22 protein-coding genes and 1 tRNA gene are annotated in these 24,164 nt (G+C 69.1%); 6 read left to right on the top strand and 17 right to left on the bottom strand.

What is annotated here, in order from left to right:
- Positions 1-66 precede the first annotated feature (66 nt).
- The 4 genes from ACFVDI_RS11175 to ACFVDI_RS11160 all read right to left on the bottom strand — a co-directional run bounded on the left by ACFVDI_RS11175 (position 67) and on the right by ACFVDI_RS11160 (position 5,001).
- On the bottom strand, positions 67-1,371 hold the full coding sequence (locus tag ACFVDI_RS11175) for a dihydrolipoamide acetyltransferase family protein (protein ID WP_378904346.1): 1,305 nt from the start codon (positions 1,369-1,371) through the stop codon (positions 67-69).
- On the bottom strand, positions 1,365-2,342 hold the full coding sequence (locus ACFVDI_RS11170; protein ID WP_378904344.1) for an alpha-ketoacid dehydrogenase subunit beta: 978 nt from the start codon (positions 2,340-2,342) through the stop codon (positions 1,365-1,367). Before ACFVDI_RS11170 ends, ACFVDI_RS11175 begins: the two co-directional genes overlap by 7 nt.
- The gene (gene pdhA / locus ACFVDI_RS11165; RefSeq protein ID WP_378904342.1) at positions 2,339-3,475 is read right to left on the bottom strand and encodes a pyruvate dehydrogenase (acetyl-transferring) E1 component subunit alpha; all 1,137 of its coding nucleotides are present in this window, start codon (positions 3,473-3,475) and stop codon (positions 2,339-2,341) included. The genes ACFVDI_RS11170 and pdhA overlap by 4 nt, the downstream gene beginning before the upstream one ends.
- Positions 3,476-3,648: 173 nt before the next feature.
- Positions 3,649-5,001, bottom strand: coding sequence for an alpha/beta hydrolase family protein (locus ACFVDI_RS11160; protein ID WP_378904339.1), 1,353 nt, complete (start codon positions 4,999-5,001; stop codon positions 3,649-3,651).
- Positions 5,002-5,158: 157 nt separating this feature from the next.
- Between ACFVDI_RS11160 and ACFVDI_RS11155 the strand changes: the two genes are divergently transcribed.
- Positions 5,159-6,253 carry a DUF2855 family protein gene (locus tag ACFVDI_RS11155; protein WP_378904336.1) on the top strand — a complete coding sequence of 365 codons (1,095 nt, stop codon included), beginning with the start codon at positions 5,159-5,161 and terminating at the stop codon, positions 6,251-6,253.
- A 13-nt stretch (positions 6,254-6,266) separates the two neighbouring features.
- Here the strand turns inward: ACFVDI_RS11155 and ACFVDI_RS11150 are convergent, their stop codons facing one another.
- The 7 genes from ACFVDI_RS11150 to ACFVDI_RS11120 all read right to left on the bottom strand — a co-directional run bounded on the left by ACFVDI_RS11150 (position 6,267) and on the right by ACFVDI_RS11120 (position 14,125).
- Positions 6,267-7,232 carry a glutathione S-transferase family protein gene (locus ACFVDI_RS11150; protein ID WP_378904333.1) on the bottom strand — a complete coding sequence of 322 codons (966 nt, stop codon included), beginning with the start codon at positions 7,230-7,232 and terminating at the stop codon, positions 6,267-6,269.
- Positions 7,233-7,237: 5 nt separating this feature from the next.
- Positions 7,238-8,251, bottom strand: coding sequence for a putative zinc-binding metallopeptidase (locus ACFVDI_RS11145; protein WP_378904330.1), 1,014 nt, complete (start codon positions 8,249-8,251; stop codon positions 7,238-7,240).
- 18 nt (positions 8,252-8,269) lie between these two features.
- Entirely contained in the window at positions 8,270-8,740 is a 471-nt protein-coding gene (locus ACFVDI_RS11140; protein WP_378904327.1) for a hypothetical protein, read from the bottom strand.
- A gap of 16 nt (positions 8,741-8,756) precedes the next feature.
- Entirely contained in the window at positions 8,757-9,665 is a 909-nt protein-coding gene (locus ACFVDI_RS11135; RefSeq protein WP_378904324.1) for a transglutaminase N-terminal domain-containing protein, read from the bottom strand.
- A 54-nt stretch (positions 9,666-9,719) separates the two neighbouring features.
- Entirely contained in the window at positions 9,720-10,358 is a 639-nt protein-coding gene (locus ACFVDI_RS11130) for a hypothetical protein (RefSeq protein ID WP_378904321.1), read from the bottom strand.
- A gap of 726 nt (positions 10,359-11,084) precedes the next feature.
- Positions 11,085-13,565 (bottom strand): circularly permuted type 2 ATP-grasp protein, encoded by a 2,481-nt coding sequence (locus ACFVDI_RS11125; protein ID WP_378904318.1) that lies wholly within the window; start codon positions 13,563-13,565, stop codon positions 11,085-11,087.
- Positions 13,566-13,678: 113 nt separating this feature from the next.
- Positions 13,679-14,125 (bottom strand): transglutaminase family protein, encoded by a 447-nt coding sequence (locus tag ACFVDI_RS11120; protein ID WP_378904315.1) that lies wholly within the window; start codon positions 14,123-14,125, stop codon positions 13,679-13,681.
- A gap of 590 nt (positions 14,126-14,715) precedes the next feature.
- Here ACFVDI_RS11120 and ACFVDI_RS11115 point away from each other — a divergent pair.
- Complete coding sequence (locus ACFVDI_RS11115; RefSeq protein ID WP_378904312.1) at positions 14,716-15,453, top strand: hypothetical protein; 738 nt, start codon at positions 14,716-14,718, stop codon at positions 15,451-15,453.
- A 96-nt stretch (positions 15,454-15,549) separates the two neighbouring features.
- Here ACFVDI_RS11115 and hisC read toward each other — a convergent pair whose 3' ends face one another.
- Together hisC and ACFVDI_RS11105 are read right to left on the bottom strand one after the other, a co-directional pair.
- The gene (hisC, locus tag ACFVDI_RS11110; protein WP_378904309.1) at positions 15,550-16,629 is read right to left on the bottom strand and encodes a histidinol-phosphate transaminase; all 1,080 of its coding nucleotides are present in this window, start codon (positions 16,627-16,629) and stop codon (positions 15,550-15,552) included.
- Between the two features lie 11 nt (positions 16,630-16,640).
- On the bottom strand, positions 16,641-17,531 hold the full coding sequence (locus tag ACFVDI_RS11105) for a dimethylarginine dimethylaminohydrolase family protein (protein ID WP_378904306.1): 891 nt from the start codon (positions 17,529-17,531) through the stop codon (positions 16,641-16,643).
- 147 nt (positions 17,532-17,678) lie between these two features.
- Here ACFVDI_RS11105 and ACFVDI_RS11100 point away from each other — a divergent pair, with 147 nt between their 5' ends.
- The 4 genes from ACFVDI_RS11100 to ACFVDI_RS11085 all read left to right on the top strand — a co-directional run bounded on the left by ACFVDI_RS11100 (position 17,679) and on the right by ACFVDI_RS11085 (position 20,198).
- Positions 17,679-18,350, top strand: a complete 672-nt coding sequence (locus ACFVDI_RS11100) for a GntR family transcriptional regulator (RefSeq protein ID WP_378904303.1) — start codon at positions 17,679-17,681, stop codon at positions 18,348-18,350.
- Positions 18,351-18,425: 75 nt separating this feature from the next.
- Entirely contained in the window at positions 18,426-18,818 is a 393-nt protein-coding gene (locus tag ACFVDI_RS11095; protein WP_378904300.1) for a phage holin family protein, read from the top strand.
- Positions 18,819-18,882: 64 nt separating this feature from the next.
- A complete protein-coding gene (locus ACFVDI_RS11090) occupies positions 18,883-19,344 on the top strand; it encodes a low molecular weight protein-tyrosine-phosphatase (RefSeq protein ID WP_378904297.1) in 462 nt (153 codons plus the stop codon).
- Positions 19,341-20,198 carry a fructosamine kinase family protein gene (locus ACFVDI_RS11085; RefSeq protein WP_378904294.1) on the top strand — a complete coding sequence of 286 codons (858 nt, stop codon included), beginning with the start codon at positions 19,341-19,343 and terminating at the stop codon, positions 20,196-20,198. Before ACFVDI_RS11090 ends, ACFVDI_RS11085 begins: the two co-directional genes overlap by 4 nt.
- Here ACFVDI_RS11085 and ACFVDI_RS11080 read toward each other — a convergent pair whose 3' ends face one another.
- From ACFVDI_RS11080 to ACFVDI_RS11065, 4 genes are all read right to left on the bottom strand, one after another.
- Positions 20,199-22,868, bottom strand: a complete 2,670-nt coding sequence (locus tag ACFVDI_RS11080) for a VWA domain-containing protein (protein WP_378904291.1) — start codon at positions 22,866-22,868, stop codon at positions 20,199-20,201.
- Between the two features lie 182 nt (positions 22,869-23,050).
- Positions 23,051-23,138: transfer RNA gene (locus ACFVDI_RS11075), tRNA-Ser, on the bottom strand.
- Positions 23,139-23,148: 10 nt separating this feature from the next.
- The gene (locus ACFVDI_RS11070; RefSeq protein WP_378904362.1) at positions 23,149-23,616 is read right to left on the bottom strand and encodes a nucleoside deaminase; all 468 of its coding nucleotides are present in this window, start codon (positions 23,614-23,616) and stop codon (positions 23,149-23,151) included.
- Between the two features lie 26 nt (positions 23,617-23,642).
- Positions 23,643-24,152 (bottom strand): tRNA adenosine deaminase-associated protein, encoded by a 510-nt coding sequence (locus ACFVDI_RS11065; RefSeq protein WP_328528515.1) that lies wholly within the window; start codon positions 24,150-24,152, stop codon positions 23,643-23,645.
- Between the last annotated feature and the right edge of the window lie 12 nt (positions 24,153-24,164).

The raw sequence follows: 24,164 nt of genomic DNA, 5'->3' as shown, positions 1-24,164 counted from the left end.
ATGGTGCCAGATCCCATACCCCTCGAGGTAGTGAATTGGGATTCTGTGGAGCGATTGTCGAACGGGTCAGAACAGCAGCGCCGTGCTCGGGTCTCCGACGATCCGTGCCACGTCGGCGAGGAAACGGGATCCGGCCTCGCCATCGATGTGGCGGTGGTCGAAGCTGAGCGCGAGGGTGCAGACGTCGCGGGGCTCGATGCGTTCGTCATCACCTTCGCCGACGATCCAGGGCTGACGCTTGATCGCACCGACGGAGAGGATCGCGGACTCGCCCGGGTTGATGATCGGGGCACCGCCGTCGATGCCGAACGGGCCGATGTTGGTGATCGTGAAGGTCCCGCCGGTCTGGTCGGCCGGCGGGGTCTTGCCGGTGCGGGCGACGTCGGTGAGCTCGTTGATCGCGGCGCCCAGCTCGACCAGGGACATCCGGTCGGCGCCCTTCACGTTCGGCACCTGGAGGCCCCTGGGAGTGGCCGCGGCGATGCCGAGGTTGACGTACTCCTTGAGCACGATCTCCTGCGCGGCCTCGTCCCACCAGGAGTTGATGATCGGCGTACGTCGCATCGCCAGCAGCGTCGCCTTGGCCACGATCAGCAGGGGGCTGACCCGGATCTCGGCGAAGTCGCGGTTGACCTTGAGGGCGGCGACCAGCTCGGAGGTGCGGGTCACGTCGACCGTCGTCCAGACGGTCACGTGCGGCAGCGTGAACGCGGAGTCGACCATCGCCTGGCCCATCTGCTTGCGCAGGCCCTTGATCGGCTCGCGACGCTCACCACCGACCGGCGCAGCCGGCTCCCGAGACGGAGCCGGAGCGTTCGTCAGTGCCTCGAGGTCGGCCGTGGTGATCACGCCGTCGTCGCGCTCCGGTGTCACGGTCGCCAGGTCCACGCCCAGGTCTCGTGCCAGCTTCCGGGCGGTCGGCTTGGCCAGCACACCGGTCCCCGCGGCGGCTGCCGGGGCGGAGACGGTGCGGTTGCGGCGTACGACGGCGTCTTCCTTGGAGCCGTAGCCGACCAGCGTCAGCGGCTGCTCGTGCTCGTCGGCGGCTGTGTTGGTCTCGACACCGCTCGCTGCGCTCGCGGGCTCGACCGACGCGGGCGACGCCTCGGGCGATGAGGGCGACGCCTCGAGGGAGTCGCCTATGCGGATGATCGGGGTGCCGACCTGGACCTCGGTGCCGACCTCGACGAGGAGCTCCTGGACCACCCCGGCGTAGGGCGAGGGGAGCTCGACGACCGACTTGGCGGTCTCGATGTCGCAGACAGGGTCGTTGACCTTGATCACGTCACCCACGGCGACGTGCCACTCGACGATCTCGGCCTCGGTGAGGCCCTCGCCGACGTCGGGCAGCTTGAACTCGGAGGTCACCACGCCAGGCTCCTGTCGACGACATCGAGGACTCGGTCGAGGTCGGGGAGGAAGTACTCCTCCGCCCTGGCCGGCGGGTAGGGCGTGTCGAACCCGCCTACGCGGAGCACCGGCGCCTCCAGCGAGTGGAAGCAGGCCTCGGCGATCCGGGCGGCGAGCTCGGCGCCGAGGCCGAGGTTGACGTGGGCCTCGTGGACGACGACCGCACGCCCCGTACGCCGCACCGACTCGTAGACCGGAGCCATGTCGAGCGGCGAGAGCGTGCGCAGGTCGATCACCTCGAGCGACTTGCCCTCCCCTGCGGCCGCCTCGGCGGCGGTGAGCGCGGTCTTGACGGTGGGCCCGTAGGCCAGCACCGTCAGGTCGGAGCCGGACCGCGCCACCCGCGAGGCGAACAGCGGGCCGGGCGTGGCGTCGACGTCGACCTCGGCCTTGGTCGAGTGGTAGAGCCGCTTCGGCTCCAGGAAGATGACCGGGTCCGGGTGCGAGATCGCCTGCTGGATCATCCAGTAGGCGTCGACGGGGTCGGCGCAGGCGACCACCTTGAGCCCCGGAGTGTGCGCGAACTGCGCCTCCGGCGACTCGCTGTGGTGCTCCACGGCCCCGATACCGCCGCCGAACGGGATCCGGATGACCATCGGCATCGCCACCCGCCCGCCACTGCGGTAGTGGAGCTTGGCCACCTGCGACACGATCTGGTCGTAGGCCGGGTAGACGAAGCCGTCGAACTGGATCTCCACCACCGGCCGGTAGCCCCGCAGCGCGAGCCCGACCGCCGTGCCGACGATCCCGGACTCGGCCAGCGGGGTGTCGACGACCCGCGCCTCGCCGAAGTCCTTCTGCAGCCCGTCGGTGATCCGGAAGACACCGCCCAGCCGGCCGATGTCCTCACCCATCAGGACGACCTTGTCGTCGTCCTCCATCGCCCGTCGCAGTCCCGCGTTGAGCGCCTTCGCCAAGGTCATCTTGGTCATCGCGAGGCCCCCTCGAGGTCGAAGGAGGAGAGGTACGCCGCGTAGCCGTCACGCTGCTCGCGAAGCTCGTCGGGCAGCTCGGTGTAGACGTTGTCGAAGAGGCGTACCGGATCGGGTTCGGGCAGGGCGTGGATGCCGGCGCGCAGACGCTCGCCGAGCTCCTCGGCCTCGGCCTCCACCTTGGCGAAGAAGGAGGTCGAGGCTCCGCCGCCGCGGCGGAGGTAGGCCTCCACCCGCGCGATCGGGTCCTTGAGCTTCCACGCCTCGACCTCGTCAGAGAGCCGGTAGCGGGTCGGGTCGTCGGTGGTCGTGTGGGCGCCCATCCGGTAGGTGTAGGCCTCGATCATCGTCGGCCCGCCACCCTCGCGGGCACGCTTGAGCGCCGACTTCATCACCTCGTACGTCGCCAGCACGTCGTTGCCGTCCACCCGGATGCCGGGGAACCCGAAGCCCTGGGCGCGCTTGTAGAGCGGCACCTTGACCATCTGCTCGACCGGTTCGGAGATGGCCCACTGATTGTTCTGGCAGAAGAAGACGACCGGGGCGTTGTAGGAGGCGGCGAAGACCATCGCCTCGTTGACGTCCCCCTGCGAGGAGGCGCCGTCGCCGAAGTGGGCCACGACGGCCGTGTCGCGGGTCGGGTCGCCGGTGCCGACGAGCCCGTCCATCTGCACGCCCATCGCATAGCCGGTGGCGTGCAGCGTCTGCGCGCCGATCACGATGGTGTAGAGCCCGAAGTTGTGCTCGTCTGGGTCCCAGCCGCCCTGGTCGGTGCCCCGGAAGAGTCCGAGCAGCTGCATCGGGTCGACGTCGCGGCACCAGGCCACACCGTGCTCACGGTAGGTCGGGAAGACGAAGTCCTGGGGTGCGAGCGCGCGGGCCGCGCCGATCTGCGCGGCCTCCTGGCCCAGCAGCTGCGCCCACAGGCCCAGCTCGCCGTGGCGCTGCAGCGCGGTGGCCTCGACGTCGAGGCGGCGGGTCAGCACCATGTCGCGGTAGAAGCCGCGCACGGCCTCGTCCTCAGGTCGGTCGGGTGAGAACTCGAAGTCCGGGTGCGAGACCCGTTCTCCCTCGGGGTTCAGCAGCTGAACCATGTCGGTGTGGCTGGGACTCGGATCCAGAAATTCAGTCATCACGCTTCCTTCACACGGGGTGGGGTTGCCACCGCTGGCTACGCCGATCACGGGCTTGTGATCCGTGGCACATCGGCATAGCCAAACGGTACTCGCCCGCAGTGAGGGAAGGGCTGACGAAAGTGTGAATAGCCCGTTTCAGCGCCGCGTCACGTTGCAGGCGCGCGCCGCCCTCAGCCCTCGGCTCCCCAGGTCCGGTCGTTCACGAACTCGGCCGGCCGGAAGCGTACGTATCGGCCCTCGCCGTACCGCTCGGCGGCGGCGTCGAGAGCCTCCGCGGTCGCGGCCGTGCCCCATCGTCCGGTGTCGAGCCGTCGCTCGACCGCCTCGACCGCGACGAGGTTCTCCGCGACGGTGAACGCGCAGTGGCCGACGGCGTCGACGTAGGCCTGGCGCAGCATCGAGGACCGGCCTGCGTCCCGGGTCGTCTCGGCGTACTCCTCCTGGTACTCCACCGGCGCCAGGACGTCGACGAGGGTGTGGGTGGCGAGCACCGGGACCCTCAGCTCGCCCGTCGGCACCGAGGTCGCGGTCATCCAGCCGAGGGCGTCCGCGTCGGGCTCGATGTCGGCGGTCCGGGTGAGTCGGCGCAGATCGGCGCCCAGGCTCAGGCGCGCGCCCCGGTAGAGCGCCTGGACCTGATCCTGCTGGGCGGACTGCCGCAGCAACTGCTGGTAGTCGACGCCGGCGGTCCAGCCGCTGTCACCTCCGGCCGCGTTGACGATGGCGCTGCGCCGCCGGATCACCTCCGGCAGCGTCGTACGGACCAGCTCGGCCTGGGCCGCGGCCAGCTCCTCGGGGTTGCTCCGGTCGACCCCCGGAAGCTCGGTCGGGATGTTCAGCAACGCCCCGACCAGCGCGACGCGGGCGCGTCCCTGCGGGCTGTCGGCCCCCTCGTCCAGCGCCTTCGCGATGGTGTCCACCGTCGCCTGGGACTCCTCGGGCGAGGTGAATCCGACGAGCGGCACGTCCGCGTCCGGCGCGAGCAGTCGCACCGCGGCGTACGCGGCGTCGAGCTGGTAGTTGTTGAGGGCGACGCCGCCACCGACGAGGCCACAGATACTGACGGCAGCGTCGACGCCGGCGTCCGGGCGCTCGGCGATCAGGCTGGTGACCAGGCCGCCCATCGACCGGCCCATCGCGATCACCCGCTCGGAGTCCCCGGCCTCGGCCTCGAAGGCCGCCAGCGCGTCGAATTGGTCCTGCACGGCCGTGCCGAGGGCCCAGCCGGTCGTGGCGTACGACGAGGCGACCACCGCCGTGCCGCGGTCGACCAATGCCTGTGCGGTCGGCGAGAAGCCGGCGTCCCAGGCGGGGTTCTCCGAACCCATCCGGAAACCGTGGGCGTACAGGACGGTCGTGCCGTCCCAGTCCTCGGGCACCTCGGCCTGCCAGGTCGTGCCGTTGGGCAGCGACCCGGTGAGGGTGGTGGACGCGGTCTCGACAGCGGCCGCGGGGACGAGCGGGGAGGCGACCAGACCGACGCACACCGCGACGGCGAGGGTCAGGGAACGAGTGAGGCGCACGAGACATCTCCTTTGACAGGACCCTGATTGACAGGATTCCTGCTGATTTTGATGACGCGCATCACCCCTGTCAAGAGCCCTTGGCGGAGGTAGACAACTAAGCAAGCGCTTAGTACGTTGTCCGGACCCGGTCCCGACCCACGAGATGAGGAAGACGATGACGCGACATGCCCGCGTGGAGTCGCTCAAGAGCGACCTCGGAGTGGCCGATCTGGTGGACGTCCCGGCACCGCAGCTCGACGAGGGCGAGGTGCTGGCGCGGATCGAACGCTTCGCTCTGACCACGAACAACATGACCTACGCGGTCTACGGCGACGCTCTGGGCTATTGGAACCTCTTCCCCGCGGAGCAGGACGGATACGGCTGCATGCCGGCATGGGGGTTCGCGGAAATCATCGAGTCGAGAGCTGCCGACGTTCCCGTGGGGACGCGGGTCTTCGGCTACTTCCCCATCGCGACCCACCTGACGATGCGACCCACGAGGGTCACCGCCCGAAGCTTCGTCGACGGTGCCGCCCACCGCACCGGCACGCCCGACGTCTACAACCTCTACGAGCTCCAGCCTCGGGACACCGATCCCCGGCAGGACAGCCTCACTGCCATCTACCGCCCCCTGTTCATCACCTCCTACACCGCCGCCGACTACCTCCGTGATCGCGACTTCTTCGACGCCGAGCAGTTCGTGATCTCGAGCGCGTCGAGCAAGACGGCGTACGGCACCGCCTACTGCCTCGCCGACTCGCCGACGCCGAAGATCGCGCTCACCTCCGCCCGCAACAGCGACTTCGTGAACGGCCTCGGCCTCTACACCGCGACCCGCGAGTACGCCGATCTGACCGCCGTCGACGCGACCAAGCGGACCGTCTATGTCGATCTGTCAGGCGACCCCGCCCTGCGCCGCCGGGTTCACGAGCACTTCGGTGACCAGCTCGCCTTCGACTGCCTCATCGGGTCGACCCATGCCGACCATCTCCCCGAGGAGGACAACAGCCTCCCGGGCCCGGCTCCCGTCTTCTTCTTCGCAGCCCTCCAGCTCGACGCCTACAAGGCCGAGGGCCAGTCGCGTGCCTTCATGCAGCGCTACCAGCGCGACGAGCGTGGCTTCCTGAAGCATGTGGGGCGCCCGGAGCGGCCATCCATCGAGCTGCTCGAGCACGCCGGTCTCGAGGACGCCCCGGCGGTCATCGCCGGTTTCCACGACGGATCGACGGACCCCTCGACCGGCCACGTCTTCATCCCCGGCGCGGGGTGAGCTGCCCGAACGCTCAGCCGAGCGACTCGCGCCCGTGCGGCTCGTCCCAGCCGGAGAGGTCCGGGCCGGCGGGGACGATCTGGGTGGGGTTCAAATCGGTGTGGACGATGTAGTAGTGCTGCTTGATCTGGTCGAAGTCGAGGGTCTCGCCGATCCCGGGGGTCTGATAGAGGTCGCGCGCGTAGGCCCACAGGGCGGGGAACTCGACGAGCTTCTGCCGGTTGCACTTGAAGTGGCCGTGGTAGACCGCGTCGAAGCGCGCCAGCGTCGTGAACAGTCGGATGTCGGACTCGGTGAGCTGCTCGCCGACCAGGTAGCGCTGTCCCGAGAGTCGCTCCTCGAGCCAGTCGAGGGCAACGAAGAGACGTGAGTACGCAGCGTCGTACGCCTCCTGGGAGCCGGCGAAGCCACACCGGTAGACCCCGTTGTTGACCTCGGTGAAGACCCGCTGGTTGACCTCGTCCATCTCCTCGCGGAGCGCCCGCGGCCACAGGTCGGGGGCGTCGTCGGCGAAGAAGTCGGTCCACTCGTGGAAGAAATCATGGGTGATCCACGGGAAGTCGTTGGTGACGATCTCCCCCGTGGCCTCCTCGACGATCGCCGGCACCGTGATGCCGCGCGGATAGTCGGGGTAGCGCTTGAAGTAGGCCTGCTGCAGCCGCTCGATCCCGAGCACCGGGTCGACGCCGCCGGGGTCGAGGTCGAAGGTCCACGACCGGGCGTCGTGGGTCGGACCGGCGAGGCCGAGAGAGATGACGTCCTGGAGACCGAGCAGGTTGCGCACGATGATCGCCCGGTTGGCCCACGGGCAGGCTGCGGCCGCGACCAGCCGGTAGCGGCCCGGCTCGACGGGCCACAGCGGCACGTCGCTCGGCCCGAACTCCGGCTTCCGCCCGTCCTTCGTGATCCGGTCCGGGATGTAGTTCATGTCCCGGTTGAACTCGTTGCCTGGCTGGATGTAGGTCGCCTGCTCCCCCATGGGGGTCACCTTAGGGGGTGGGTTGAATCCTGAACCAACGTGGCCACGAAGTCGAGCTTGTCCAGGACCGCGGACGGGATGACGAAGGGGTAGAGATCGTCATGGCCCATCGACCGGTTGATGACGTTCAGGGCGGCCGAGAGCGGCACCCAGATGTCGGTGACGACCTGCCGGAACGGCATCTCGGCCGGCACCGGCTCGGCGAGGCCGTACGCCGCGGCGGACCCGAGCGTGTCGCGGATGTGGAGGTAGTGGGCCCAGGTCTCGGCGAAGTCCTCGAAGGGATGCATCGTGGCGTAGGTCGAGATGTAGTTCTCCGTCCAGCCGTCGGGCGGCCCTTCGGAGTAGTGGCGCTGCAGCGACTCCTCGTAGGAGACCGACTCGTCGCCGAAGACCTCCGTGCATCGCCGCATCAGCTCGGGTCCACGGACCAGCTGCCACTCGTAGTAGTGGCCGACCTCGTGCCGGAAGTGGCCCAGCAGGGTTCGGTAGGGCTCGTCGAGCGTGGCCCGGACGTGCTCGCGATAGGCGTCGTCGGACTCGGCCAGGTCGATGGTGATCACGCCGCTGTCGTGTCCGATGACCACGTCCGGGGTGGACGCGATGCCATCGCTGGCCAGGAGGTCGAAGGTGAGCCCGTCGACGGGGTCCTGCGCCTTGGTGCGGACCTCAAGCCCGAGCGCGTCCAGCTCGACCACGAGATGCCGTTTGGCCTGCTCGGCAAGGGAATACTGCTGCTGGACGAACTCGGGGGCGGCGCCGCCCGGCCGGGTCCGGGTCAGCTCGCAGGAGAAGCAGATCCCGCCCTCGAAGCGGGACAGCCAGGTGCACCCCGTCTCCAGCGTGTTGGCGCAGACCCACCAGACATAGCCGTCGCTGTCGACGTACCGGCCCTCGGGTGAGACCGGGACGATCTCGCGTTCCTCGCGGGCGTAGGCGAGCCGGGTGCCGCACGAGACGCACGCCGAGTTCTCGAAGTAGAGACGGTTGCCGCACTCCCGACAGGTGAACGCTTCCATGTCCCATCATCGGCCGACTCAGGCCGTCCCCCAGCTGCCGACGCGCCACTCGCCGTCCTCACGGACCAGGACGACGACCATCGACTCGTCCGGGACGGGGCCGTCCTCTCCGGTGTAGGAGACCCTGACGGTCACCTGGGCGCCACCACCCTCCAGCTCGGGCTCACCGAAGACCATCGACCGGGTCACCGCGCGCGGGTTGGGGTCGGCATAGGTGCGTTTCCCCTCTGCTGCGTCGATCATCGCCCGCGCACCGCCCCCGTCGAGAAGCTCATCGCCCTCGTCGGAGGCGAGCTCGTAGAGGGTGGTGACCGAGGTGGCCTCCATGAACTCACGGGTGACCTCGGAGGGGGTCGAGCCACGTGCCAGCAGCCAGAGCGTGAGCGCGGTGAGAGCCGCGGCGACCACCAGCACTCCGGAGATACGTACTCCACGACGCCAGCGGCTGCCGCGGGTCACGATGCTCGCCCGCTGCGGAGGCTGTCCCACGAGCAACACCGTAACTTCACTCCTGCTGGTCGGGGGCCACATCGACAGAGACCGTCAAGGTCGATGTGGTGGCTTCGGTGTAGATGACCCCCTTCACCGGGGGCACATCGGCATAGTCGCGACCCCAGGCGACGCTCACATGGCGATCGTCGACCCTGGTGTCGTTCGTCGGGTCGAGGGCGAGCCACTGGCCCGTCCCCGCGCCGCTCATCTGCGGGACCCACACCTCCACCCAGGCATGGGAGGCATCGGCTCCGACGAGCCGCGGCCTCCCCGGCGGAGGGGTGGTGGCAAGGTAGCCGGAAACATAGCGGGCCGCGAGCCCGTGCGCTCGCAAACAGGCCAACATCAGGTGGGCGAAATCCTGACAGACGCCACCTTCGGCCGCGAAGATCTCCGGGATCGTCGAGGTGACCGTCGTGGCGGTGTCGTCGTAGTCGAAGCCGGTGTGGATCCGGTGCATCAGATCCTCCGCCGCCTCCACGAGCCCGCGCCCCTCCGTCAGGGAGACGGCACCGAAGTCGTACGCCTCCCGGGTGTGCTCCACCAGCGGCGAAACCACTGCCAGGTCGGCCGCCCGCCAAGCGCCGGGGAGGTTCGGGTCGACCAGCGGCCGGGCCCGCTCCCACGGCTGGGCGAAGCTCGTCTCGTCATAGACCGGGGCGGTGACCTCGACCTCGGAGGACGCCGTGATCTCGAGCAGCTGATGCGGCTCGAGCACCTGGAAGTACGTCACCGTGTTGCCGTAGAAGTCGACGTCGGTCGACTGGTCCGCGGGCGCCGGCGTGATCTGAACCTCGGCCTTCTCGACATGCTGGTGAGGCAGCTCCCGCGGGGTCACGTTGGCGATCCCGAACGAGTTCGTCACATCCTCGTCATAGGAGTAGGTCGTCGTGTGGCTGACCCGGTATCTCACCCGCGGCATCGTATCCCGCTCGAGACCGCCACGACCGGCCGCTCATGCGGATCCCCACGGGATCTACGTGCGGTCGAGACCAGGCCAGTCCGACTCGCGAAGCTGCGTCGTCGAACGGTGGGCTTCCGCCTCGTCGGCCGCACGCACAAAGTCGGGATGTATGAAGTCCCGACCCTCGTACTCGCCAACCTTGTCAATCCACTGAACCCGAAGCGCGGCGTTATGTGCGATTTCGACGATTCGGCCAGGATGCCGACGAGTCAGTCCCGATGCGCTGCCGAGCGCTTCCCGCCGCCAGGAATCAGCATGCGGATCCCAATCGGCGTCCCCAGGCACAGGGCCAATCCACTCGACCATGTCGCCGACCTGATACGGCGAAGGCTCCGGATCGATGTCGGCGTTGTGGACGATTCCCTGCCAGTCGGGACTATCGCGGACGGCCCGGACAAGGTCGTCGAACTCCGCGTCAGACACCGCTCGAAGGTTCTTCACCTCGTAGACCGCGTCAGGGCTGTACCAGCCGTCCTTGTCGAGCCACGACACGAACGTCCAGCCGTCGGGCAAGTCCTCTGTGACAACGCCCGGAAGCGCGAGCGGAGCACCTTCCACGGCAGGTCGCCGCCTCTCCACCCACACCACACGGCGACCGCGTGGCGGACGAGGGAACCCCTCCTCACGCAACCGATCAGACGTGCTGTCCATGGCACCAACCTACGCCGCGGAGCAGAGTCGCCACTTCTTCGCGACTCCCGTGCCTTTCGGGTACGCAGTCGAGGCCGTTGCCCCCTACAACGACAACAATGTCAGCACCCTTGACCCGGTACGCGTATCTCGTTTTTTCGTTCTCGCCGTCCGACCGTGCGCCTCGACTGATCGCTTTCTCGATGCATGTCAGGGCGTCCGCCCAGTTGGGCACCTCGTGCTTCAACTCGACGTGCACAGCGCCCCAGTCCTGGCCGTCACCGCACTTGACAACGAAAGAACCTCTCGTGGTCCTGAGCGTCCACAGTTTGTCCCCTCTCTGATCTGGCTTTACGTAGGCCGACTCGTTGTCGAGGACTTCCGCGCCACACCCGTTCACGGCGTCAGTCGCTTGGGCGTTGGCTCGCCGGCTGCTCAACCGCACGTACGGCATCTAGCTCCGTCCAACCCGCGGACGAAGCGCCAGCCGGAGTTGCGGCATTGGCCGTCGGCGTCAACGCCAAGGCGCCTACGACGGCGATGGCAGCGACGCACGCCGCTGCATGCACCAAATTCACTTGAATCTCCCCGTTTGAAGTGATTTTGCCCGAGAATGTCGCCGTTTTGTGCGGCACGCATCCTGACGAGGTCACCACGTTGCGGAGCCCATGTAATCGTCGCTACTGCAATTCCCGGGAGCATCACCCGGCCCCAGCCATCCGCTCGTGGTGACGACCGTGCACTTGCTCAAGTGAGCGATTGCGTCGGGAGGGCGTTGAGGGGCTGCGGGGCGGGGCCGGTGGCGAAGTTCACGTCGGTGATGGCGTCGGCGAGGCGGACGAGCTGGGCGTGGACCTGATCCAGGAAGGACTCCAGGTTGGGGCGGCCGACGCCGCCGATGGCGACCAGGCCGGCGACCCCGATGCCGTCGAGGCTCTGCTCGATCTGGGCGGTGATGTCGTCGAGGAGCCGCTCGGGGCGCGACGAGCCGGTCGAGCCGGGGAGCTTGGTCAGGTGGAGTCGCAGCTCGTCGAGGCAGAAGGCCAGCGAGCGGGGGTTGTCGCGGTCCATGATCAACAGGTCGAGCACTCCCCCGGTGCGTACGTAGCCCCGGTAGCGGCGGCGGTGGGTGACCGCGGACTCGGCCGAGGCGAGCACCGCGTTGAGCACCGCGCGGTCGACCTCGAGGCCGCGGCGTACGGTCGTGGTGGCGCGCAGGAGCTGGCAGATCTGCATCGCGCGCTCCAGGAACCGGCCCAGCCGGATCGAGTGATAGCCCTCGTCGCGGATCATGCTCGCCACGATCCCCTGCATCGCCAGGATGCCGTGCAGCATCTCGGCGCCCGACTCGGCGATCTGCAGCGAGTGCGGGTTGACCCGGAGCTCCTCGGCCGCACGGTCGGTCGAGGAGAAGATCCGCCACATGTCGGGGCTGAGCTGGTCGCGTACGCCGCTGAAGGCCTGCCGCATCCCGGCCAGCGACTGCGCCGCCGACCCCGGCCGGTCGGCGTCCAGCAGCATCGAGCGGAACTCGGCGTCGATGTCCGCGTCCGCCCGGCCGTGCCCGGCCAGCCGGTCGAGCGCGCTCAGCATGACCTCGAGGCTGATCCCACCGGACGTACGCGGCCTGGTCCTGAAGTCCTCGGCGAGCACGTGCGTGGCCAGGATGAGCCGGATGAGGTCCTCGGCGCGCTCGGCGTAGCGACCCGACCAGAACATGTCCTCGAGCGCTCGCGGGACGAGCACCGTGACCGAGCGGGTGTGGGTCATCGGGAGCACGTCGGCCAGGCCCTGGTCGGCGTCCTGCGGCGACTCCTTGAGCACCCAGACGTCCTTGCTGCACGGCGGCAGCCCGGTCTCGTCGGCACGGACCGAGGCCAGACCGCCGACCAGCGGGCGGTAGGCCGAGCCGTATCTCAAGGAGAACGTGCGCAGCGTCAGCGGCCGGCCGACCGCGCCGTGCCCTTCTGCCCAGGTCGGGGCTTGGGAGAGCGTGATCTGCTCCTGACCGACGAAGCGGTAGGGGTCGGCAGCGATCTTTGTGCGCAGCTCCTCGGGGGTCCCGGTGACGATGGCGCCCTCCAGCGTCCGCACCACCAGGTCACCGGCGGCCAGCCGCCGCTCGACCTCCGCGCGCTGGGTCCGGTCACCGCACCACCAGGTGCCGATCGAGCCGAGCCGCAGCGGCTCCCCCAGGAGCGCCTCGCAGGCAGCCGGGAGGTAGGGAGCGAGCCCCGGGTTCTCGAGCACGCCGGCCCCGAACCCGTTGACCACGCGCACGTTGCCGCGGCGTACGGCCTCGATCAGGCCGGCCACGCCGAGCTGGCTGTCGCCGCGGAGCTCGAGCGGGTCGGACCAGGTCGCATCGACCCGGCGCAGGATCACGTCGACCCGCTCCAGGCGATCGCCGTGGCCGCGCATGAGAACCTCGCCGTTGCGTACGGTCAGGTCGGCCCCCTGGACCAGCGGGAACCCGAGCGTCGAGGCGAGAAAGGCCTGGTCGTAGGCGGTCTCGGAGTGGGTGCCCGGGGACAGGACGACGACCCGGGGGTCGGCCTGGTCACCGGGTGCGGACTCGAGGAGGGCCGAGCGGAGGGCGGCGAAGTAGGGCTCCATCCGATGCAGCCCGGCGTCGCGGTGGAGCTCGGGGAGCACCCTGCTGATCACCCGGCGGTTCTCCATCGCGTAGCCGATCCCGGAGGGGGCCTGGGTGCGGTCGGCGAGCACCCGCCACTCGCCGTCGGGGGTGCGACCGAGGTCGGTGGCGGCCAGGACGAGCGGGCGCGGGTCGTGGTTGCTGGCACGGGCGGCGACGCGGTGGAAGCCCTGGTGGCCGAAGACCACCGCCGCCGGGACGATGCCGTCCGCGAGGAGACGCTGCGCGCCGTAGAGGTCGACCAGGATCGCGTTGAGCAGCTCGGCGCGCTGGGCGAGGCCGACCTCGAGGACGCGCCACTGCGCGGGGTCGATGACGAGCGGCACCGGGTCGAGCCGCCAGGGCTCGGGCTTGGCGCCGGGCCGCAGGTAGGTGACCCCGTCGTCGGCGAGGAACCGCTCGACGTCGTGGCCGATCCGGCTCAGCGTGGCCGGCGTGATCGAGACGGCCGTCTCGGCCATCGGCTTCCACGCCGGGCGTAGGGTGCCGTCGGGCCCGACGACCTCGTCGTAGGGCTGGTCGGTCGTGTCGAGGAGGCCGAGAGCGTCGGCGTACTCGCGGAGGACGGTCACCGGGCACCCCTGGCGGGGGGTAGTCCAGGGAGTTTCCGTCGGTTACTGACCAGTAGAGCGACGGAAACTCCCTGGACTACCCGGCAGCCCCGGAACGACATCGACCACATGGCTCAGCGGACCGCTCTGCGGAGGTCGAGGGTGTGGGGGTGGTCCGGGGTTGTCGCGCCGGCCGCTCGCGTGCGCATCTCGGCGACGACCAGACGGCCTGTCGTGTGACCTCGCGCCTCGAACCTGCTCGCGCGCCGCGCCTCGGCCCCGTTGGCGTTCACCGGCGGGTGGTCGTAGTTGCGGCCACCCGGGTGGACGACGTGGTAGGTCGCGCCGCCGATGTTCGTCTCGGAGGCGATGTCGACGACGCCGACGTGGAGCGGGGCCTGGACGTCGATGCTCGGGTGCAGGCTGGACCAAGGGCTCCACGCCTTGAACCGGATGCCCGCATAGAACGCATCAGCGGACGACGAGGTGGGGGTCAGCGGCACAGGAACACCCTGGCACGTCACCAGGTGCCGGTCGAGGTCGATCCCTCTCGCCGAGATCTGGACCCGCGCGAGCGTCATCCCGGTCGACCGAAGGGGTCGACGAAGAGGGTGGGGTCGGACCAGAGCGGTTCGCCGCCCGTACGCCACTGCAGAACCGCCGGATCCACTCCGACCGAACCGCTTCCGTCGCGCGCAGGCGCCACCCGGAAACGAGTTCCATTTCAATGCCTCGTCTGGCGTCGAGTCAGCTACCACGACGGCGATCCGAAAGGCCTGAAATCCACTGATTGGTAAACGCATTTCATCGCCACTAAACGCCACGACCCGAGGCCATGGACACCTCGTTTACCCCCCAGGGTAACCGAAGAAAGCGGCCCTCCTGGCAGCACCGGGAACCGATATCGCGACGACTTATCCCGCGACCGTCGGCGTCGTGGCGGACGGTGAACCAGAACGCGAACACAGTGTTTCACCTGGGATGACACCGAATGGCTTCCTATGTGAGGTTTGCCCGGCTTTTGGGACCGACAAACGCAGCCAGATGAGTTTACGCCACGAAATCGACTAAAGGAATAGGAATCAATAAGTTCAAGAAAGTTCTTGACTTTATCCTTCAATTCGCTTCAGGATTCATGAGTCACGACCTCACAGCAAACAAAGGAGATTTCGTGAATTCTCGGACTCGAATCGCCGCTGTCGCCGCTGGATTCGCACTGGCCACGGTCGCCGCACCAGCTATGGCGAGCCCCGTTCCACCTCCTGTCCCCGACTGCCCGGTCCCGGAAACCCCGGCCCCGGCCAGCCCGGCACCCGACTGTCCGGTTCCGGACAATCCCGTTCCGGACGTCCCGGACAGCCCCGAGGTTCCGGACACGCCGGACGTACCTGAGGTCCCGGACACTCCCGAGACCCCGGACGTTCCCGATGCCCCGGACTCCCCGGACGTACCTGAGGTCCCGGACTCCCCGGACGTACCCGATGCCCCGGACTCCCCGGACGTACCTGAGGTCCCGGACACCCCCGAGACCCCGGACGTCCCGGACGCTCCTGAGGTCCCGGACACCCCGGACGTTCCCGAGGTCCCGGACACTCCCGAGGTTCCGGACGTTCCCGTCCCGGACAACCCGGTGCCGGACGTTCCCCTTCCGGGCAGCAACTCCCCGGACAAGCCCGCTGCGGAGAAGCCCGCCGCGGACGTTCCCGCCCCGGACGTTCCCGTTCCGGATGTTCCGGTGCCGGACGTTCCGGTTCCCGACGTCCCGATCCCGGACGTTCCGGTCCCGGGCATTCCTGGACTCCCCAGCGTCACGGACAGCCTGCTGGGCATCGTCAACAGCCTCCCGGTGGTCGGACCGATCCTGACCGACCTGCTCAGCACGATCCTCGGGAAGCTCCCGCTGCCGTAGAGGCACGCACCTTCACCAACACCTGGCAACCACATAGCAGAGGTCCAGCGGCGTTCACGCTGCTGGACCTCTGCTAGTGCGGCGAAGCGCCCGTCCTCAGTCCCTCGGGAAGGAACCCGCGAGCTCGATGAGACGAGTGTTGGCCTCAGCCTCGCCGATGGAGACGCGCACACCCTCGGGCGGGTAGGGGCGGACCATCAGGCCGATCTCGTCGGCGGCCGCGGCGAAGTCGGCGCAGCGCTCGGCGGAGCCGAAGGCGAACCAGACGAAGTTGCCCTGGGCGTCAGGGATGTCCCAGCCCGCGGCGCGGATCCCCTCGACCACCCGAGCCCGCTCGGTCACCAGGTCATCGACGCGCGCCAGCAGCTCGGCCTGCCGCTCGAGCGAGGCGACGCCGGCCGCCTGCGCGACGACGTTGACCCCGAACGGCAGCGCCATCGCCCGCAGGGTGGCGGCGATCGGCGCGGGCGCGAAGGCGTAGCCGACCCGGAAGCCGGCCAGCCCGTAGGCCTTGGAGAACGTACGCAGCACGACCACGTTCGACCGGCCACGGTAAGTGGCGACACCGTCGATCGCGTCGTCCATGCGTACGAACTCGGCATAGGCCTCGTCGACCACGACCAGCACGTGCTCGGGCACCTTCTCCAGGAAGGCGTCGAGCTCGGTCTGGGTGACCGAGGTGCCGGTCGGGTTGTTGGGAGTGCAGACGAACACGACCTTCGTACGCTCCGTGACGGCCGCGGCCATCGCGTCGAGGTCGTGACGCCCGTCATCGGTGACCGGCACCTTCACCGCCGTCGCCCCGGCGGCGAGGACCGCGATGGGGTAGGCCTCGAAGCTGCGCCAGGCGAAGACGACCTCGTCCTCGGGGCCGCAATAGGCCGAGACCAGCTGGAAGATCAGCGCCACGGCCCCGGTCGAGAGCGCGAGCTCCTCGGCGTGCACGCCGTAGGCCTTGGCGAGCGCGTCGTAGAGCTCGGTGTTGCCCGCGTCGGGGTAGCGGTTGACCCGCCCCGCCGCCTCGGCGGCGATCTCCACCACGCCGTCGAGCGGCGGGTAGGGGTTCTCGTTGGAGGAGAGCTTGTAGGTCACCAGACCGGGCCGCTCGACCGGCGGCTTGCCCGCAACGTACGCAGGCATAGCGGCGACACTGGGACGGGGCTGTGGGGTGCTCATATCGTGAGATCCTAGGTCGGGATGACCTCGCCCCCGTAAACCACGGGGACGTCACGACCCACCACGATGTCGAGCGGGTTGGTGACGCAGCGCACGGATCCGCCACCGAGGTGGAGCTCGCTCATGTCGACGATCCGGACCGCGAAGCCCCAGCCCTCGAGGACCGGCCGGATGCGGTCCGGGCAGGACGGCATCACGATGGTGCGGCCGATCACGATCGAGTTGGCGGCGAAGGTGCTGAGCGCCTCCTCCTCGGTGATGACCAGGGGCTCCGGGACCAGGTCGAGGAGCGCCGACGCCGACTCGGGCGCGAGCGCGTCCGGGCAGATGATCGCGCGGCGCTCGTCGAGCGGGCAGAAGGCCAGGTCGAGGTGGTACATCCCCGAATGGGTCGTCCGCACGCCCAGCACGCGCACGTTCATCTCGGCCGCGAGGGTCTTCAGCGCCATCTCGTCGGTGCGCGGCCCGGTGCCGGCGACCAGGTGTCCGGCGAACGGGAACACGTCGCCCGCCTCGAAGGTGGGTCCGACACCGTCCTTGCCGACGTACGCAGTCCCCCACCCGTTCGCGGTGAACCACTCGACGGCCGAGCGGGTCTCGTTGCGGCGCTCGGGGAAGCGCATGTGGGAGAGGAGCGCGTGCCGGCGGCCCTCCGCGAGGGTGGCCGCGAAGCCGAGGTTCATCGCGTAGACCATGTCGGGGCTGTCCTCGCGGGGCGCGATGACGTCGACGCGACCGCCGAGCTCCTCGATGGTCGCCTTGAGGGTCTCCCACTGCTCGCGAGCACGGACCGGATCCGGCTGGATCTCGGTGTCCATGAACGGGTTGATGGCGTAGTCGATGCGGTAGTGCGTCGGCTCGGTCATCAGGTAGTGACGGCCCCAGCTCAGCGATGTGCTCACTCGTACCCCTCTCGGTCTGATTGCTGTGGCTGATCTCAGCCAGATCATCGGATTGCCTGATTGACTGATTGTCAGACAATCCTGTGCGGTTAGGTTAGAGCACGAACGGTCATCACCGGAAGCCGACGCAGATAGGACAATGGGTCCATGTTCGAGTCGCTCACCCTGGACGAACCCGCATCGACCGTCGACCGCGTCGCCGACGAGCTCCGCCGGGCGGTGTTCGAGGGCGAGCTCGAGTCCGGAACCCCGCTGCGCGAGCACGGCCTCGCCGAGTCGCTGGGCGTCGGTCGCTCCACCGTCCGCGAAGCGCTGACGATCCTGGTCGCCGAGGGCCTGGCCACCCGCGCACCCAACAAGGGCGTCGCCGTCGCGACTCCCGAGGCCGCCTCCGTTCGCGACGTCTGCGCCGCCCGCTGGGTGCTCGAGGGGGCGGGCGTCCGCAACTGGCTCAACGCCTCGGTCGAGACCCGCCGGGCCGTGCACCAGTCGCTGGATGCGTACATCACGGCTGTTCACTCCGAGAAGGCCTCCTACCGCGAGCTCAACGAGCGCCACCTCGCCTTCCATCTCTCACTCGTGGCCCTGACCGACTCGCCGCGGCTGGTCGCGATGCAGGAGCACCTGGTCCTCGAGCTCAAGCTCGCGCTCGCCCAGGTCGACCGCATCCGCCGCAACGCCCACGACCAGGCCGAGGACCACGCCGCCCTCGTCCGCCTCCTCGACGCCGACCGCATCCACGACGCCGAGCGGCTCCTGCAGAAGCACCTCTCCGACGCAGCCCACGACATCTGCAAGGCGCTGCGCCTGGAGCGCTGACCCGGCGTGACACAAGTCGACACACCTCCCGCGCGTCCCTTACGCGGGGCTCCGGAGCCTGCCAGACTCACAGACATGCGCATCGTGACCTGGCTCATCACCAACGCCATCGCTCTGGCCGTGGCGACCTGGCTCGTCGGCGGGATCTACTTCGACGGCCCCACCAGCGGCATGGAGGAGGTCAAGCAGAAGCTGCTGCCGCTGCTGATCGTCGCCCTGGTGCTCGGCATCGTCTCGGCCTTCGTGAAGCCGATCCTGAAGTTCCTGGCGTTCCCGTTCATCCTGCTCACCCTGGGCCTGCTCCTGCTGGTGATCAACGCGGCGATGCTCGGCCTGACCGCCTGGCTCCTCGGCCCGACCGGGGTGGGCTTCCACGTCGACGGGTTCTGGGCTGCAGTCCTCGGCGGCATCATCATCTCGATCGTCGGCTGGGGCCTCGACCGGGTCTGGCCCGACAGCGACGAGTAGCGGTTCCGGCGCCCGAGATTCGGCATCCGCCCCGCGTTCTTGGCCAAAATGTAAAACTCAGGCCATGAAGATCGCGGTCGTCTGCCTGGGCAACATCTGCCGTTCTCCGATGGCGGAGGTGGTTCTGCGCGACCGTCTCGACGGTGCCGGACTCGATGACGTGGAGCTGGTCTCGGCCGGCACCGGTGGCTGGCACGCCGGCGAGAAGATGGACCGCAGGGCGGCCGCGACGCTGCTCGAGGCGGGCTACGACCCCGAACGCCACCGGGCCCAGCAGTGGCCGGTCGGGGACCCCGAGACGTACGACCTGGTGCTTGCCATGGATGCCGACAACTTCGCCGATCTGGCTGGTCAGACCCCCGAGGGCGGGCTGCGGATGTTCCGTGATTTCGATCCCGAAGGCCCCGGGGACGTGCCCGATCCCTATTACGGTGGTGCCGAGGGATTCCGGGAGGTGCTGGCGATGGTGGAGCGTACGAGCGATGCGATAGTCGCGTCCCTGGCCGCTTCGAGGCCCGGTTCGTGACCCGTCAGCCCGCGGTCGCCCGTCGCGCCGAGCAGCTGCTCGGGGCGGCGGTGGTGAGCACATCTCCGGTCGCGGGCGGTGACATCTCGACCGCTACCAAGATCCGTCTCAGCGACGGTTCGCTGGTGCTGATGAAAGCTCTCTCCCCGGCGCGCGACGACTTCGTGGCCGCCGAGGCCCGGGGCCTTCGGTGGTTGGAGGAGTCGGGGGCCGTGAAGGTCCCCGAGGTGCTCGCCGCCGAGCCCGACTGTCTGGTGCTGCGCTGGATCGAGCCGGGCCGTCCCAACGCCGAGACCGCCGAGGACCTGGGCCGGGCGCTCGCGGCGCTGCACAGCACCCCGGTCTCGGGGTTCGGCGCCGACAAGGACGGGTTCATCGGCCGGCTGCCGATGCCCAACAAGCCCGCCGACACCTGGGCCGAGTTCTATGCCGTACGCCGCCTGCTCCCCTATCTCAAGGCCGCCCGTGACCGCGGCGCCATCGACGCCGCCGGCGCCGAGAGCGTCGAGCAGGTCGTCGGGAAGCTGCCGTCGCTCATCCCCGAGGAGCCGCCTGCCCTGCTCCACGGCGACCTGTGGAACGGCAACGTGCTCTGGGACCGGAGCGGCGACGCCTGGCTCATCGACCCCGCGGCGTACGCCGGTCATCGCGAGGTCGACCTCGCCATGCTCGCCCTCTTCGGCCTCCCCCACCTGGAGCGGATGATGTCGGCCTATGAGGAGCAGACTCCTCTCGCCGAGGGCTGGGAGGATCGCCAGGGCCTCCACCAGCTCTTCCCGCTGCTCGTCCACGCGGCCATGTTCGGCGGCGGCTACGGCGCCCGGGCGGCCACCGTGGCGGCCCGCTACGTCTGACTAGTCGACGGAGGCGCCGCAGTCGCCCGCCGGGATCCTCGCCTTCGCCTCGATGCTGGGGAGGTTGGCTGCCGCCGCCTGGGTGCCGAAGTTGCCGAAGACCGCGAGCATGACGTCGTTGATCAGGCTCTCGCGGGCGCCGGCGCCGTAATAGCGGGCGCCCGAGGCGGCGGCGACCTTCTCGAGGAGGCACTTGTCGGCGGAGTTGCCGTAGGGGATGGTGTAGATCCGGACGTGTGACTCGCTGCCCTCGATGTCGGCGACGAGCGCGTCGTTCGCCGCCTTGTTCTCCTCCTCGTCGGCGCCGTCGGGGGTCAGGTTGGTCGCACCGTCGGTGAGCAGCACGACGGCCTTCGTCTTGGGGTTGTCGGGGTCGTTGGTCCGCGCGAGGGCGTCGTGGGCGGCCTGGACCGCGGCCGGCAGCTGGGTCGTCGTCCCACCAGCCTCGATGGCCCCGATCTCCGCCCTGACCTCGGATATCCGGTCGCCCATCGGCACCAGGGCGGTCTTGTGCACGGAGCTCCCGAACGTCCACACCGCGAGCTCGTCCTTGGGCGCCAGCAGTCCGATCGCGGCGTTGGCCGCGCTCTGCACCCGGTCGATCTTGGCGGCCCCTGGCGCGACCTCGTCGTTCATCGACCCCGAGTTGTCGATCAGCAGGATGACCTGGGAGTTCTTGCGTACGCCGTCCCACTCGGCGCGGATCCGCTGGATCGCCTCGGCCTCGGGCTGGGGGAAGGTGTCGTCCTCGTCGACGGAGCCGATCTGTTCGAAGCCACCCTCGACGAAGGCGGCCTGTGCCTCGTCCTCGCCGAGGAACTCGTAGAACTCCTCGGCGACCTCCCGCTGGGCCTCGGAGAGGCCTGGCATCAGGACGTACGGATGGTCCATCGCCAGCGTCCCCTCAGGCGGGATGTGCGACTCGAACCGCTTCACCCGTGGGTGGCTCTTCTCGCCGTAGCCCGGCAGCTGGTCGCAGTCGGGCTCGACACCGGAGGGGCGGCCGCTGTTGTAGAGATCGACCAGCTGCTTCTGGATCACCAGCGCGTCGACGGGCTCGACGATGCCGCAGTAGAGGTCCTGGACGTACGTCGTCGCCTCGTCGCCATAGCTGCCGACCGAGGACTCGAGCTCGCGCACCCAGGCGTTCACCGCCTGGTCCTTCGGGGTCTGCGGGGTGATCTCCACGCTCGCTCCCGCGGTGGCGTTCGCCCGGACCGCGGCGTTGTAGGTCAGCATGCTCGCGCCCAGTCCCGAGGTCGACCACAGCGGCTCGTCGCGGCCGAGGACGAACCCGGTGCCCTCGGTCTTCCCGGCGACCGCCTTCGCCTTGAGCCAGGTCATCGACACGTCCTCACCGGCTGCCGTCCCCTCCGGGACCGCGATGACCATCACGCTCTCGGTGGTGGAGCCCAGCGTCTCGTACATCTTCTCGGTGTCGAGCTCGAGGAGCTCGGTCCACATCGAGGAGGTGGGCAGCCAGACGTCGGGGCGGCTGCGGCCGGTCTGGCTGCGCTCGAACATCGGCTCGACGATCTCGATGTCCCAGTCCGAGGCGAGCGCCTCCATCGCAGCGCCCGAGGTCAGGCCAAGGACGTTGACGTCGACGCATCGTCCGTCCACCTCGCGACCGGTCTCGAACTCGGTCGCGAGATCCCGGACCAGATCGTCCTTCTCGGTGGAGGAGGTGACATCGAGGGCCACGCACTCGCCGGTCGGCCCGGGACCGTCGATCCAGCGGATGACCAGGACCGTCCCGACGACGGCGAGCACGACCGCGCCGACCACCGCCATGATCGCGTGGGCGCGCACCCAGTTGGCGAGCCAGGCGACCACCGCGGCGACGATCTCGGTGAGCGCGCGGGCGAAGCGCCGCGGCAGGCTGATCCGGGCGTTGAGCCGGGCGAACGCCGAGGAGATCAGGACCAGCGTCACCCTGTCGTCGTCGCTGACCGAGCCGTCACACATCCCGAGCAGGCGGCCCGTCCGGGCGTGCACCATCGGCACACCCTCGCAGTCACCGACGTGGATCGGGGCCTCGTTGAGCACCGTCTTGACCTGGACGTGCGCCACCTCGGCGGCCCGGATCTCCGACTCCACCCACACCCCGGCACCGTTGAGCGCGGTCGGGTCGTGCAGCAGCACCTTGGTGTTGACGACCGGGGAGGCGAACCGGAACGGGAGTACGCGGCGGGGCAGCCGCTCGACACCGACCACGTCGAGAGCGACGATGCGATGGCCTGCGCCTGTCGAAGGGGTGTCCTCCTGGTCGGCGAGACGCACCTCGACGCTGACGTCGCCGGTGGCGGTGCGTACGTGGGGGAACCGCACCCGGATCGTGTCCCGGTCGAGGTCTCCGGGGCCCACCGCAGCCTCGGCCACCCGACCGGTGGTGAGGATCCGCTTGGGCGAGACGACGAAGCCGTAGCCGACCGGCTCCCCTGCCTGGTCGAGGACCGTGACGAGTGCGCGACCCCAGCGCTGGTGACGGGAGACCGGCAGCTCGGTCGCGATCCCGATCCCCAGGAACATCAGCGCCACCCAGGTGAACGGCGACCGGACCATGTCGGCGAGATTTCCCGGGGTCTGCTGGACCGCCCACCCGCCGAGGAAGATCGCCACCATCGCGACCATCGACACGACCGCGCGGGGGAAGGGAAACAGGGGCACGCCGGAGCTCCAGTGGGGATCGCGGGCAAGACGTCCGTCCGGACTATAGGGGTCGACGAGCCGCGGTGAGCCGCAAACGTTTCAAGTGGCCGACCCGGCCCGACCCTGGCTCTGCTGGATGCCTAGAAATGCAGCAAGGGCGCTTGATCTGCGTTGTCGCAGGTCAAGCGCCCTTGTCTGGCTGGCGGTGACGGTGGGATTTGAACCCACGGTAGGTCTCCCTACACAACATTTCGAGTGTTGCACCATCGGCCGCTCGGACACGTCACCGCCGAATAAGTTACAACCTCGGGGGGTCTTCGCCGAAATCGGGGGCACCTCGCTGGGCTCCGAAGAAATCCTCCAGCAACGTGCGCTGGTCCTCGGCCAGCACCCCGGCGACGACCTCGGGCCGGTGGTTGAGCCGGCGGTCGCGTACGACGTCCCACAGCGAGCCCACCGCACCGGCCCTGTCGTCGAACGCACCGAAGACGATCCGCTCGACCCGGGCCAGGACCGCGGCCCCGGCACACATCGTGCACGGCTCCAGGGTCACCACCAGTGTGCAGCCCTCCAGCCGCCACTCGCCCCGCGCCTTGGCAGCCTCACGCAGCGCCACCACCTCGGCATGTCCGGTGGGATCGGCCTCGGCCTCGCGTACGTTCCTCCCTCGTCCGATCACCGCACCGGCGGGGTCGACCACCACCGCGCCAATCGGGACGTCACCCGTCGTCAGGGCAGCACGGCCCTCCTCGAGGGCGGCCCGCATCGGGGCCTCCCATCGGTTGGCAGGGGTCACGCCGGCATGAGGCCGACGGCATCGTCGAAGGCCTCACCGCAGCCGATCGCGCGGGCGATCTCGGAGAGCGTCTCGTCGGGGTAGAGGTCTTCCTCGAACATGTCGTCGATGAGGATGCCCATGTCGACCGCGCTCATCCCGAAGTCGGCGAGGATGCTGAGGTCACCGGCAGGGTCTGCCTCCTCGTCCTCGACCTCCTCCGGCAACGGCAGGCCGAGCATGTCGAGAGCCGACGCTGCCAGCTCCCACTCGTCGGCCGCGGTCACGTCGGAGAGCAGCACCCTGGTCGCGGCGCCGGAGACCCGGACGATCACGAAGAAGTCCTCGTCGATCGCCGCCATCGCGATCGCGCCACCATCCCCTGGAAAGCGGTGGAGCGCGTGCGTCAGAGTCTCGACGTCGGTCAGCAGGTCGTGAGCGAGCTCGCGCACAACCCAGGCGCCGTCCTCGCGATACATCGCGACGGCGAAGTCAACACCCTCGATCTGCTCCAGCTGATCAGACACACGACCAGAGTG

This window comes from Nocardioides sp. NPDC057767, assembly GCF_042798275.1.
Classification (GTDB): Bacteria; Actinomycetota; Actinomycetes; order Propionibacteriales; family Nocardioidaceae; genus Nocardioides.
This window is presented reverse-complemented; position numbering and strand designations above follow the sequence as displayed.

Bases quoted from the DNA above. Each gene is read 5' to 3' on its own strand.
- ACFVDI_RS11170 (WP_378904344.1), bottom strand. From the start codon at position 2,342: ATGACCAAGATGACCTTGGCGAAGGCGCTCAACGCGGGACTGCGACGG.
- pdhA (WP_378904342.1), bottom strand. From the start codon at position 3,475: ATGACTGAATTTCTGGATCCGAGTCCCAGCCACACCGACATGGTTCAG.
- ACFVDI_RS11155 (WP_378904336.1), top strand. From the start codon at position 5,159: ATGACGCGACATGCCCGCGTGGAGTCGCTCAAGAGCGACCTCGGAGTG.
- ACFVDI_RS11150 (WP_378904333.1), bottom strand. From the start codon at position 7,232: ATGGGGGAGCAGGCGACCTACATCCAGCCAGGCAACGAGTTCAACCGG.
- ACFVDI_RS11145 (WP_378904330.1), bottom strand. From the start codon at position 8,251: ATGGAAGCGTTCACCTGTCGGGAGTGCGGCAACCGTCTCTACTTCGAG.
- ACFVDI_RS11135 (WP_378904324.1), bottom strand. From the start codon at position 9,665: ATGCCGCGGGTGAGATACCGGGTCAGCCACACGACGACCTACTCCTAT.
- ACFVDI_RS11130 (WP_378904321.1), bottom strand. From the start codon at position 10,358: ATGGACAGCACGTCTGATCGGTTGCGTGAGGAGGGGTTCCCTCGTCCG.
- ACFVDI_RS11120 (WP_378904315.1), bottom strand. From the start codon at position 14,125: ATGACGCTCGCGCGGGTCCAGATCTCGGCGAGAGGGATCGACCTCGAC.
- hisC (WP_378904309.1), bottom strand. From the start codon at position 16,629: ATGAGCACCCCACAGCCCCGTCCCAGTGTCGCCGCTATGCCTGCGTAC.
- ACFVDI_RS11100 (WP_378904303.1), top strand. From the start codon at position 17,679: ATGTTCGAGTCGCTCACCCTGGACGAACCCGCATCGACCGTCGACCGC.
- ACFVDI_RS11095 (WP_378904300.1), top strand. From the start codon at position 18,426: ATGCGCATCGTGACCTGGCTCATCACCAACGCCATCGCTCTGGCCGTG.
- ACFVDI_RS11090 (WP_378904297.1), top strand. From the start codon at position 18,883: ATGAAGATCGCGGTCGTCTGCCTGGGCAACATCTGCCGTTCTCCGATG.
- ACFVDI_RS11070 (WP_378904362.1), bottom strand. From the start codon at position 23,616: ATGCGGGCCGCCCTCGAGGAGGGCCGTGCTGCCCTGACGACGGGTGAC.